This window comes from Myxococcus eversor (genome assembly GCF_010894455.1).
GTDB lineage: Bacteria > Myxococcota > Myxococcia > Myxococcales > Myxococcaceae > Myxococcus > Myxococcus eversor.
The window spans coordinates 1-11,901 of the sequence record NZ_JAAIXY010000013.1; the positions used below are offsets into that span (position 1 = coordinate 1).

11 protein-coding genes are annotated in these 11,901 nt (G+C 69.5%); 9 read left to right on the forward strand and 2 right to left on the reverse strand.

Annotated features, from left to right (window positions below):
- Window positions 1-87: 87 nt before the first annotated feature.
- A complete protein-coding gene (locus G4D83_RS25165; protein ID WP_163867373.1) occupies window positions 88-669 on the reverse strand; it encodes a hypothetical protein in 582 nt (193 codons plus the stop codon).
- Window positions 670-1,053: 384 nt separating this feature from the next.
- Between G4D83_RS25165 and G4D83_RS25170 the strand changes: the two genes are divergently transcribed.
- From G4D83_RS25170 to rsmA, 4 genes are all read left to right on the forward strand, one after another.
- Window positions 1,054-2,772, forward strand: coding sequence for a J domain-containing protein (locus G4D83_RS25170; RefSeq protein WP_163867374.1), 1,719 nt, complete (start codon window positions 1,054-1,056; stop codon window positions 2,770-2,772).
- Window positions 2,773-2,987: 215 nt separating this feature from the next.
- A complete protein-coding gene (locus tag G4D83_RS25175; protein WP_163867375.1) occupies window positions 2,988-5,705 on the forward strand; it encodes a response regulator in 2,718 nt (905 codons plus the stop codon).
- A gap of 57 nt (window positions 5,706-5,762) precedes the next feature.
- Window positions 5,763-6,758 carry a tRNA (adenosine(37)-N6)-threonylcarbamoyltransferase complex transferase subunit TsaD gene (tsaD, locus tag G4D83_RS25180; RefSeq protein ID WP_163867376.1) on the forward strand — a complete coding sequence of 332 codons (996 nt, stop codon included), beginning with the start codon at window positions 5,763-5,765 and terminating at the stop codon, window positions 6,756-6,758.
- Between the two features lie 14 nt (window positions 6,759-6,772).
- Window positions 6,773-7,657, forward strand: coding sequence for a 16S rRNA (adenine(1518)-N(6)/adenine(1519)-N(6))-dimethyltransferase RsmA (gene rsmA / locus G4D83_RS25185; RefSeq protein ID WP_163867377.1), 885 nt, complete (start codon window positions 6,773-6,775; stop codon window positions 7,655-7,657).
- 36 nt (window positions 7,658-7,693) lie between these two features.
- Here rsmA and G4D83_RS25190 read toward each other — a convergent pair whose 3' ends face one another.
- Window positions 7,694-7,975: a hypothetical protein gene (locus tag G4D83_RS25190; protein ID WP_163867378.1), complete on the reverse strand. Its 282-nt coding sequence runs from the start codon at window positions 7,973-7,975 to the stop codon at window positions 7,694-7,696.
- A gap of 227 nt (window positions 7,976-8,202) precedes the next feature.
- On the opposite strand from G4D83_RS25190, the gene G4D83_RS25195 reads away from it, so the two are divergent.
- From G4D83_RS25195 to G4D83_RS25215, 5 genes are all read left to right on the forward strand, one after another.
- Window positions 8,203-8,847, forward strand: a complete 645-nt coding sequence (locus G4D83_RS25195) for a deoxynucleoside kinase (protein ID WP_163867379.1) — start codon at window positions 8,203-8,205, stop codon at window positions 8,845-8,847.
- A 165-nt stretch (window positions 8,848-9,012) separates the two neighbouring features.
- On the forward strand, window positions 9,013-9,939 hold the full coding sequence (panB, locus tag G4D83_RS25200; protein ID WP_163867380.1) for a 3-methyl-2-oxobutanoate hydroxymethyltransferase: 927 nt from the start codon (window positions 9,013-9,015) through the stop codon (window positions 9,937-9,939).
- 2 nt (window positions 9,940-9,941) lie between these two features.
- Window positions 9,942-10,796 carry a pantoate--beta-alanine ligase gene (gene panC / locus G4D83_RS25205; protein WP_163867381.1) on the forward strand — a complete coding sequence of 285 codons (855 nt, stop codon included), beginning with the start codon at window positions 9,942-9,944 and terminating at the stop codon, window positions 10,794-10,796.
- A gap of 16 nt (window positions 10,797-10,812) precedes the next feature.
- A complete protein-coding gene (gene smpB, locus G4D83_RS25210; protein WP_163867382.1) occupies window positions 10,813-11,304 on the forward strand; it encodes an SsrA-binding protein SmpB in 492 nt (163 codons plus the stop codon).
- Between the two features lie 33 nt (window positions 11,305-11,337).
- Window positions 11,338-11,880, forward strand: coding sequence for a ClpXP protease specificity-enhancing factor SspB (locus G4D83_RS25215; RefSeq protein WP_163867383.1), 543 nt, complete (start codon window positions 11,338-11,340; stop codon window positions 11,878-11,880).
- Window positions 11,881-11,901 lie beyond the last annotated feature (21 nt).

Genomic DNA, 11,901 nt, shown 5'->3' on the forward strand with positions numbered 1-11,901 from the left:
GCTCGGGTCCGCGCCGAGGAAGAGGCTCGACTGGCTGAAGAGGCTCGGGTCCGTGCCGAGGAAGAGAGTCGCGCGGAAGCAGCTCGACTAGCCGAAGAAGCTCGGTTGGCTGAAGAGGCCCGGCTCGCGGAAGAAGCCCGACTGGCTGAAGAGGCTCGGCTGGCTGAAGAGGCTCGGGTCCGCGCCGAGGAAGAGCGTCGCGCAGAAGAAGCCCGGCTGGCCGAAGAGGCGCGGCTGGCTGAAGAAGCTCGTGTCCGTGCCGAGGAAGAGCGTCGCGCAGAAGAGGCGCGGCTGGCCGAAGAGGCTCGACTGGCCGAAGAGGCTCGTGTCCGTGCCGAGGAAGAGCGTCGCGCAGAAGAGGCGCGGCTGGCCGAAGAGGCTCGACTGGCCGAAGAGGCTCAAGCCCGCGCGGAGGAAGAGCGTCGCGCGGAAGAAGCTCGGGCCCGTGCCGAGGAAGAGCGTCGCGCGGAAGAGGCTCGGCTGGCTGAAGAAGCCCAGCTCCGCGCCGAGGAAGAACGCCGTGCCGAAGAGCTTCGGCTCGCGGAAGAAGAGCGTCGCGTCAAAGAGGCTCAACTCGCCGAAGAGATTCGGATCGCGGAAGACGCCCAGCTCCGCGCGGAGGAAGAGCGACTCGCCGAGGAAGCACGGCTCGAGGAAGAGGCGCGTCACGCCGAGGAAGTCCGTCTCGAAGTCGAACGTCGTCGCGCGGACGCGGTACGCCGCGCGAAGGAAGCGCGTCAGGCCGAACAGGCCCGCCTCGCGGAAGAACAGCGCCTCGCCGAAGAGGCCCGCCAGGCCCAGGTCGTCGACCTCTCAGCCCCGTCGACTCCCGCCTCCGATGCCTCGGATGACATCGACGCCCTGACCCTCGACGTCGGTGACATCATCCCGGCGGACCCCGACGAAGCCCCACCTCCGAACCCGTTCCCCCGCGCCTCCAACGTCCCGCCGCTCGCGGCGTCTTCAGCCCAGGCGGACCTCCCCCTCCACGCCGAGAGCCGCGAGGCCCTGCGCTCCGCCAGGGACCGTGCCCAGGCGGAGCTCCTCCACGACATGGAGGAGGCCCTGCGGCGCTCCAGGGCGCAGCCGCTCGAACCCTGGCTCGCGGACGAGCCCCCTGGCACCGTACCCCCCACCCGGACGCGAGACCGGGTCCCCGTCCAGGACGAGTCCTGGCGCGCGAAGGACACCGTCCTCACCCCACCCGCCGAGTCCGAGGCCGAACTGCCTCTGCTCGAGGCCGAGCCAGAGCCCGAATTCTGGGCTGTCACGGTCCCCTCCGGAGATCCACTCTCCGCACCGCCCTCCCTGCCGCCGCGCGCCGTCGCGGGCCCTCCGGTCCTGACCCCCGTCGCGGGCCCTCCGGTTCTCACCCCCGTCGCCAAGGCCGGCCCTCCCGTCCTCATGCCCGCGGACCCCGAGCCCGGCCCCACCGAGGAGCCCGCCGGGCCGGAGACCGACGACAGCCTGTGGGCCACGCGCCCCGCACCCGCCGCCGCGCCGCCGCCGCTGCGCCTGGGTCCCACACCGACCAGGAAGGCCACCGAGGACGACCTCTGGCGCATCGTCTCCTTCGACAAGGACGAGGCCGCCGAGACGCTGACCGCCTCCTTCGAGGCCGCGCTCCAGCAAGTCGATGCCCACTTGGAGACGCTCGTCCGCTCGGATGTCAATCAGGCGAACGACGAACCGCCTGTCGAAGGCATCGTCGAAGCGACCATTGAATCCGACTTCGAGACCTTCCCCGGTGACAACACCGGCCCAACTGGCGAGACTGCGTGGTCCGAGCCGTCCGGTGATCTGGACGACTGGGATTTCGACGAGGACGACGTGGCAGCGGATCCCTCCAACCCCGACGAGGCAGCGAAGCTGCGGCGCCAGCGCCTGCTGCGCCGTGCGATGGAGAACATGGGCGTCCTCGGGAACCGAGGCCCCCCGGCCACCGCCACCGCCACGCCCGGGGCGGAGCCCGGCCCCACCGCCACCCCGGCCGCTCCCACCGAGCCCCCCAAGCCGGACGAGGCGCGCCACGCCCAGCAGATCGAACAGCGCTTCGCCGACATCCAGGCCCGCAAGGACCACTTCTACGTGCTGGGCGTCCCCCAGGACGCCACGAGGGACCACGTCAAGTCCGCGTTCCTCAGCCTGGCCAAGGTCTTCCACCCGGACCGCCTGCCACCGACGCTGCCGCACCTCGCGCAGAAGATCACCTCCGTCTTCGAGGGCATCCGCGAGGCCTACGAGGTCCTCTACGACGACGCCCGCCGCAAGGCCTACATCCAGAACCTCCAGGCCCAGCAGTCCCTGCCCAGGGCTCCCCCCTCCCAGGGCTCGTCGTCCTCGTCGTCCCGCCCCGCTCCGGGCCGGCCGGAGAGCAGCCCCGACGACCTCTACAAGATGGGCGAGGTGTACTTCCGCAAGCGCGACTTCCTCACCGCGTCGGACCACTACGAGCGCGCCTACGCGCTGGACCCCAAGGCGACCTACCTGGCCGCGCGCGCCTGGGCCATCTACATGGACCCCTCGCGCAAGGCGGACATGGCCAAGGCCAAGCAGATGATGGCGGATGCGGTCCGCACCGACCCGAACTGTGACAGGGCCCACTACCAACTGGGCGTCATCGCCCGCGTGGAGGGCGACATGGACCGTGCGGAGCGCCACTTCCGCGACGCGGTGCGCTCCAACTCCAAGCACCTGGAGGCGAACCAGGAGCTGCGGCTCATCGACATGCGGAAGAAGAACCCACCCAAGAAGGGGGGATTCTTCCGCTGAGGCCGCCTCCGGCGCCCCACATCGTACCCCGGCGGATGGGAGCCTCGGCCGGGGGCTCGCGCTACCCTCTGGGGCCTGCGCGCACCCCCTGGTTGATCGGGGGGCAGTCAGCTTCCCCGGGGCTCCAACCCATTGACATGCCTGGAAAGCGGGCAGGATGCTCCCCCGCGCCGGGCTCTTCCGCGAATCGTCCTCCGTGATGAAAGGCAAGTAACGTGGCCAAGCAGCACCTGCTCCTGGTGGATGGGGACGCGAAGAGTCTTCGCGTGATGGAGGTCAGCCTGAAGAAGGCCGGCTTCTCCGTGACGACGGCCATCCACGGCAAGGACGCCATCGAGAAGGTGCAGATCAGCCCACCGGATTTGGTGCTCGCGGACACCAAGATGCCGGAGATGGACGGCTTCGAGCTGTGCAAGACGCTCAAGTCGGATGACCGCTTCAAGTTCATCCCGTTCGTCTTCCTGACGAGCCAGAAGTCGGTCGAGTTCAAGGTGCGCGGCCTGGAGCTCGGCGGCGACGACTACCTGACCAAGCCGATCTACATCAAAGAGATCGTCACCCGCGTGAAGATGATCCTCCAGAAGGCGGAGAAGGAGAGGATCGAAAAGCGGGAGACGACGAAGGGTGGCTTCGCCGGCAGCCTCGCCGACATGGGCGTGGTGGACCTGGTCCAGACGTTCGAGATTGGCCGCAAGACGGGCGTCATCTCCATCCAGGGCGAGCGCACCGGCACCGTCTACTTCAAGGAAGGTCGCGTCATCGACGCGGAGCTGGGCCGGCTCAAGGGCGAGAACGCCTTCTACCGGCTGCTCAATACGTTCGAGGGTCAGTTCGACGTCCAGTTCACCTCGCTGGACAGGCCCGAGCGCATCGAAATCTCCACGCAGGGCCTGTTGATGGAGGGCATGCGGCGCCTGGACGAGTGGGGGCGCATGCTCGAGCAGCTGCCTCCGCTGGAGACGGTGTTCGAGATTGACTACCACCAGCTCGCCGACCGCCTCTCCGAGATTCCGGACGAGGTGAACGGGCTGTTGCGCCTGTTCGACGGCAAGCGCGCGCTGAGCCGCGTGGTGGAGGACTCGGACTTCGAGGACCTGGCCGCGCTGGGCATCATCAGCAAGCTGTACTTCGAGGGCCTCATCCGCGAGCTGGGCAACGCGCCGCTGGAGCCGGTGCAGAGCAGCAAGCCCGGCATCGAGCAGTGGCTCAACGCGGCCCCGCCGGTGAGCGCACCCGTGGAGCCCGTGCCCCAGGCCCCGGTCGCCGCGCCCGTGGAGCCCGAGCCGCCCGTCGCCGTCGAGCCCGTGGCCCCGGAGCCGCCCGCCGTGCGCGTCATGCCGCCCAGCGTGCTCGCGCCGCCCGCGGGGGTGGAGGAGGAGCCCGTCACGGCGCCGCCCGAGGAGCACCTCGCTCCCACGCCGGCGATGCCCGCCGAAGTCGTCGTCTTCCACGCGCGTCCCAAGCGTCAGGGTCCCGTAGCCGAGGACCCGGCGGATATGGATGGTGACGCGCCCACGCTGCCGCCCGCGGTGGCCGAGGGCTCGTCCTTCCTCGTGGAGCCGCCTCCGGCCCATCGCGCGGTGGAGCACGCGCACCGCAGCCTGCTGCTCGACTGGAGCCGCGTGGACACGGAGGGCATCAGCGCGCCCACGACGTGGGGCCCGGGCTCGGTGTGGTCGCCGGGGCCGCGTGGCTTCGGGTCGAACGGGAGTTCCTCGGCACAGGCCTCGGCCTCGAGCGCTGCTTCCGCCGAGTCCGTGACGTCCTCGCGCGCGCCCATCTTCGGGGGCGCGGCGGTGGGGCCCAATCCCTTCCCGCCCGTGCCTCCTCCGACGCCCGCGCCTCCGTCTTCCGAGGTGACACTGGTGAGCGGCAACGAGTCCGCCGCCGATGTCGACACCATCGCGGAGGTCGAGGAGGTCCCCGCGACGCCGCCGCAGCAGCTCGCGCTGCCCCCGTACCCGGGGCATGGGGCTCCCGCGCGTCCCGTCGCCGCGCCCTCCATCCCCGAGGAGCCGCCGACGCCGTCCGCGCCGCCTCCGTCGCTCGTCACCCCGGTGGTGCCAACGCCCGTGGTGTCGCCGACGCCCGTCATCACCGCCTCTCCGTCGCCCGCGCCCACGGTGACGCCGTCGAGCCTGGCTTCCTCTGATTCGGAAGGGACGCCCGTTCGCCCCAAGCGCACGGGGCTCTACGTCGTGGGGGCGCTGGCCCTCATCGGCGCGGTGGCGGCGGTGGTCGTCATGGGAGGTCGAGGCGACAAGCCGAAAGACACGCCGCCTCCCGAACCGCCGAAGGTGGAGGCCGTCCAGGCCCCGCCGCCGAAGCCCCCGGACGTGGTTGTGCCCGTGGCCGCCGAGGCCGACTCGGGCACCGCCGTCGTCGAGGCGCCCGCCGCGAAGGACTCCGGCACCGTCGCCGTGGTGCCCGCCGCCACTGACTCCGGCACGGCCGTCGTCGGGACGCCCGTGGCCGCCGAGCCCGACGCGGGCACCGCCGTGGTGGAGGCGCCGCCCACCGCGGCGGACTCCGGCACCGTGCAAGCCGCGGTGGACCCGGAGGTGGAGTACGCGGGGCTCCTCAAGCAGGCGCGCTCCGCCATCGTCGGCAGTCGGTACAAGTCCGCGGCGGCGTTCTTCCGCAAGGCGCTGGTCTTCAAGCCGGGTTCCACGGAGGCGAAGGCCGGGCTGGGCATCTCCCTGGTCAACGGCTTCGAGTCCGAGGCGGCCTTCCGCGAGGCCACGAAGCTGCTCGCGGATGTCGTGCGCGACGACGAGAAGCACTCACGGGCCTGGCTGTCGCTGGGCATGGCCTACCAGTCCATCGGGAAGAATTCCCAGGCGGCCGACGCCTACAAGAAGTATTTGATGCTGGAACCCTCGGGGGCATCCGCCAACGAGGTCCGCACGATGCTCAAGACGCTCGGCAACTGAGTGGGCGGCGGACCTCGCGGTGCCTTCCCCGTCCTGCTGGAAGTGAAGTGAGTCGCCTTGCTCGTCCTCGGCCTGGAAACCTCCTGTGATGAGACCGCCGCCGCCGTCGTGGAGGACGGGCGGCGGGTGCTGTCGGACGTCGTCTCCACCCAGGTGGACATCCACCGGCGCTGGGGCGGCGTGGTGCCGGAGCTGGCGTCGCGCAACCACATCGTCCAGGTGATGCCCGTCATCCACGAGGCCCTGACGCGCGCGCAGAAGACTCTCGACGACGTGGACCTCATCGCCGTCACCTCCGGCCCGGGCCTCATCGGCGCGTTGCTGGTGGGGCTCCAGGTGGCCAAGGGGCTGAGCCTCGCCACCGGCAAGCCCTTCGTCGGCGCCAACCACCTGGAGGGCCACCTGTTGGCCATCCGGCTGCTGGAGGACGCGCCGGAGCCGCCGTTCCTCGGCCTCGTCGTCTCGGGGGGGCACACCAGCCTCTACGACGTGCAGGCGTTCGGCCACTACAAGCTGGTAGGCAGCACGCGCGATGACGCCGCGGGCGAGGCGTACGATAAGACGGCGCGCATCCTCGGGCTGCCGTATCCGGGGGGACAGCCCATCGACGAGCTCGCGAAGAAGGGTGACCCGGCGGCCATCCGCTTCCCGCGCGCGCTGCCGGGGGACAACTTCGACGTGTCCTTCTCCGGGTTGAAGACAGCGGTGCTCCACCACGTGCAGAAGCACGGCGTGCCCCAGGGACAGGCGCTGAACGACTTGTGCGCTTCGTTCCAGGAGGCGGTGGCGGACGTGCTGTCGAAGAAGTTGGTGGCCGCCGCGCGCAGGCTGGGCCACAAGAATCTCGTGTTGTGTGGAGGCGTGGCCGCCAACTCGCGGCTGCGGGCGCTGTGTCAGCAGCGCGCCGAGGAGCGGGGACTGCGCATGTTCCTGCCGCCGGTGCGGTTGTGCACGGACAATGGCGCGATGATCGCCGTCGCGGGGTATGAGGCCTGGCGCCGCGGTCTGCGCGGAGACTTCCGTCTGGCGGCAGACCCCGCCTGGCGCATGTGAGCAAGGACACCCGGTTGGAATCGCCCAGAGACATCCTCAAGCGCCATGGCCTTCGCCCGAAGTACAGCTGGGGCCAGAACTTCCTCGGAGACGAGGAGGCCCTTGAGGCCATCGCGGACGCGCTGCACCTGCGCGCCGGTGAGCCCGTCGTCGAGCTGGGGCCCGGCCTGGGCCACCTCACCCGCTTCCTCGCCGCCACCGGCGCGCTCGTCACCGCCGTGGAGCGGGACAGGGACATGGTGACGGTGCTGGAGAAGGAGGCCATCCCCGGCGTGCGCGTGGTGGCCGGCAACGCCGCCACCGTGGACTTCGCCGAAGTGGCGGGTGCGCCCGAGGTCGCCGTCGTCGGCAACCTCCCGTATCACCTCTCCAGCTCCATCCTCTTCCGCGTGCTGGAGCAGCGCGCCCGCGTCTCCCGCGCCGTGTTCACGCTGCAGAAGGAAGTGGTGGAGCGGCTCGCCGCCGAGCCCGGCACGCGCGAGTACGGCCTGCTCACCGTGCTGCTCGGCCTGCACTTCGACGCGGAGAACGTCCTCACGCTGGAGGCCTGGCGCTTCCATCCGCCACCGAAGGTGGACTCCGCGGTGTTGTCGCTCACGCGCCGCAAGACGCCGCGCGCGCCCATCATCGACGAGGCGCGCTTCACCCGCGTGGTGAAGGCGTCGTTCGCCCAGCGCCGCAAGACGCTGCTCAACTCCCTCAAGTCCGACAAGGCGCTCGCCACTCCCGCGGTGATGCTGGCCGCGCTGGAGACGGCGGGCATCGACCCGATGCGCCGCGCGGAGACGCTCGCGCCGGAGGAGTTCGCCGCGATAGAGCGCGCGCTCGGCCCCGTGGCGCCGGGCACGGTGACGCCCAAGGTGGACCTGTCCGACGACGAAGGTGGGGCGGAGGAGTAGGGGAGGGGGCGGGCGTCTGCTCGCCTGTCTGCCTTGCTACCGGCAGCGCGTTCCGAGGGCCTGGAGCAGTCCGCCCTGTTGCTCCAGGAACGCGCGGAACTCCGCCTCGGGGATGCGCATGCGGGCCAGCACGTCGCGGAGAATCTCCTCCACGGTGCCGTCCTTGCGCCGCTTCAATTCAAGCGCCGTCTTCAGCAGCACCACGCCGTAGAGCGGGTCTGCTTCCATGGGAGGCTGCTCGTCCGGTGCCTTGGGCGCGGCGCTCTGGCGGGCCTCTTCGAGCCGCACCACCGTCTTCGCCCGCTGCCTTCCACTCATGACTGAAGGGCACCCCGCGCACACACCATGGAATCGGTGCGGACCGTAGGGGATGCCCCCCACAGCGTCAAGCGAGCCCTGGGGGTTCCCGTCACCACCCGGGTCGTGGAAAATTGCCGATCCATGCGGCCATGTTGTGTTATCCGCGCCCCCACGCGAGGCCCCGCGTCCTCGTCAGAGGCGGGCATGGGCCGCACCGCGCATTCCGGGTCGGGAGGCCTCGGCGGATGGACTACCGGTACATCGTGGTCGAGGGGCCCATTGGCGTCGGAAAGACGAGCCTCTCCAACATCCTCTCGGAGCGGCTGAGCGCGCGGCGCGTGCTCGAAGTGGTGGAGGAGAACCCCTTCCTCTCCAACTTCTACACGGACCGGCAGAAGTTCGGCTTCCAGACGCAGATCTTCTTCCTCCTGTCGCGCTTCCGGCAGCAGCAGGAGCTGTTCCAGCAGGACCTCTTCCGCTCCGTCACGGTCAGCGACTACCTGTTCGCCAAGGACCGCATCTTCGCCCACCTCAACCTGGACGCTCACGAGCTGGCCCTCTACGAGCGCGTCTTCGAGGCGCTCGGGCCCCGCGTCACCAAGCCCGACGTCGTCGTCTACCTCCAGGCCCGCCTCGACGTGCTGCTCCAGCGCATCAAGAAGCGGGGCCGCGAGTTCGAACGCAAGTTCGACTCCACCTACCTGGAGGGACTGGTCCACGCGTACAACAACTTCTTCTTCCACTACACGGAGACTCCGCTCCTCGTGGTGGACACCTCGGATATCGATTTCGTGAATAACGAGGCGGACCGGGAAGACTTGCTCGCGGCCATCCGGAAGGCGAAGCCGGGGACGCAGCATTACGTGCCCAGGGCCTCCCGGCGGCCCTGATTTCGGGCTCCTGTCGGGTTGGCCGCTGATGAAGTCCCACGGGCGCCCGGGCGGCGTTAGAGTGCGGGGGCCGACTTCGCGGCCTCCGGCGATCCCCAGTGGGGACGGCGAGGGGCAGCGAGGCGGCTTGAGCCGTATCCACCCTCACCCATCAGGAGGTGAACCGTGAAGGACAAGGTCACCATCCATTCGCTGAAGCGCTTCAAGCAGATCGGCCAGAAGATCTGCATGGTCACCGCTTATGACGCCACGTTCGCCCACATCCTGGACCAATCGGGTGCGGACGTATTGCTCGTCGGTGACTCGCTGGGCATGGTCATTCAAGGCCATGACTCCACGCTGCCCGTGACGATGGACCAGATGGTCTACCACTCGGCGGCCGTCACCCGGGGCGCGAAGCGGGCGCACGTGGTGGGAGACATGCCCTTCTTGAGCTACCAGGTCTCCGCCCACGAAGCGGTCCGCAACGCGGGCCGGCTGGTGACGGAAGGCGGCGTGGGCAGCGTGAAGCTGGAGGGTGGCGCCGAGTTCGCCGACACCGTCCGCGCCATCGTCCGCGCCAGCATCCCCGTCATGGGACACCTGGGCCTGACGCCTCAGTCGGTCCACAAGATGGGCGGCTATGTCGTCCAGGGCCGCGACGAGGAGCAGGCGCGCAAGATTCTCGACGATGCGCTCGCCCTGGAGGCCGCTGGCGCCTACGCGCTGGTGCTGGAGGGCGTGCCGCTGGAGCTGGCGCGCACGATTACGCAGAGCCTGTCCATCCCCACCATCGGCATCGGCGCGGGACGTTATTGCGACGGACAGGTGCTCGTCTGTTACGACCTCTTGGGAATGAACCCGGACTTCAAGCCCAAGTTCGTCAAGCGCTACGCCAACCTGCACGGCTCCATCACCGAGGCCACCGGCGCGTTCTTCACCGAGGTCCGCCAGGGCGCGTTCCCGGACGAGGACCACTCGTTCAAGGCGACCAAGAGCATCCGCCTCGTGGCCCCCGCGGCCGTGGGCGCGGGCTTGCTCCCGGAGGGCGAAGTCGCCGCTCCCGCCGAGGGTGAGGAGAAGGTCGGCCCCGTCTACGGGATTCCGGTCTAGCCATGGCGCCCGCCGTCCTACGCACCGTGGCCGAAGTGAAGACGTGGGCGGCGGGACTGCGCCGTGAGGGGCGCCGGCTCGCGCTGGTGCCCACCATGGGCTTCTTGCACGAAGGGCACCTCTCGCTCATCCGCGAGGGGCGCCGTCGCGCCGACGTGGTGGCCGTCTCCATCTTCGTCAATCCCACCCAGTTCGGTCCCCGCGAGGACCTCTCGCGCTACCCGCGCGACTTCGAAGGCGACCTGGCCAAGTGTGGCGAAGCGGGCGCCGACGTCGTCTTCGCGCCGGTGCCCGAGGTCATGTATCCGCCCGGCTATGAGACCTACGTCGAGGTGACGGAGGTGAGCCAGGGCCTGTGTGGCGCCCGTCGTCCGGGACACTTCCGGGGCGTGGCCACCATCGTCACCCAGTTGCTGTCCCTCTTCCGACCCGACGCGGCACTGTTCGGGGAGAAGGACTATCAGCAGCTCCAGGTCATCCGGGCGCTCAACCGGGACCTGCACCTGGGCGCGGACATCGTCGGGATGCCGACGGTTCGCGAGACTGACGGGCTGGCGATGAGCAGCCGAAATGCCTACCTGTCCTCCGAGGAGAGGCAGCGAGCGCTGTCCCTGTCGCGAGGACTCCGGGCCGCGTTGACGCTGCTGCAGGGCGGCACGCGGGAGGCCCAGGCGCTGACGGGGGCCGTCCGGCACGAATTGACCTCCGCCGGGCTGCGGGAGGACTACGTGGAGCTGGTGGACGCCGAGCGCCTCACGCCGCTCACCTCGGTGGTCCCGGGGCAGGCCGCTCGCCTGCTCGTGGCGGCCTTCAGCGGCAATACACGCCTCATCGACAACATGGCGCTTGGCGGTTAGGAGACCCAGGACACGTATGGCATCGGGTGGAAAGTCGAAGGGGCCGGCTGGCGGCGAGCAGGGAATCAAGGTCGTGGCCGAGAACCGGCGTGCGCGCTTCGACTACACCGTGGACGAAAAGGTGGAAGCGGGTCTGGAGCTGACGGGAAGCGAGGTGAAGTCGCTGCGACAAGGGGAGGCCAACCTCTCGGACGCGTACGCCCTCCCCAAGGGCAGCGAGCTTTTCTTGCTCAATGCGCACATCGGTTCCTACAAGTCCGCCAGCGTGTTCGACCATTTTCCCACGCGCGGCCGGAAGCTGCTGATGCACCGGGCCGAGATTGACCGTTGGACCACCAAGGTGCGGGAGCGTGGTTATTCCATCATCCCGCTTGTGCTGTATTTCAAGCAGGGGCGCGCCAAGGTGGAGCTGGGGCTCTGTCGAGGCAAGACACACGAAGACAGGCGCCACGACATCAAGGAACGGGAGACGAAGCGGGAGATGGACCGGGCCGTGCGCCGCCGTTGAGCGCGACCGCATTTCTTACCGCCGTACCACCGGATGGAAGACACGAAGGATTTGGACAAGAAGGAGCGGCTGCTCGCCTCGCTGGACCAGGGGATGGTGATGATCCACCTGGACGCGCGAAGGCCGGGCGTGCTCGTTCCCGCATCACTCCGGGGAGAGGCCCATCTGCGCCTCAACCTGTCGTACCGCTTCGACCCACCGGACCTCACGGTGACCGAGTGGGGAGTGCGCTGCACGCTGAGCTTCTCGGGTTCGCGCTTCACGGTGGCGGTGCCCTGGTCGGCGCTGTTCGCCATCGCCAGCCACGTGACGAAGGAGTCGTGGATGTTCATGGAGGACATGCCGCCGGAGCTGCTGCAGCAGTCCGCCGTGGCGCGTCCTCCGCCGCAGCCGCTCCCGGTGCCCGTACCGGTGGCCGCCGAGCGTCCGCGCACCTTCCTGCGCGAAGTGCCCACCGAGCCGCCCGTCGACGAGGTGGTGGCGTCACCGCCTTCGTCAGAAGTCCCGCCGCCGCCCGAAGGGCCGAAGGATGACTCGCCTCCGCCGCGTCGGGGGCATCTGCGTCTGGTGAAGTGACGAAGCGCGAGGGCCACGAGT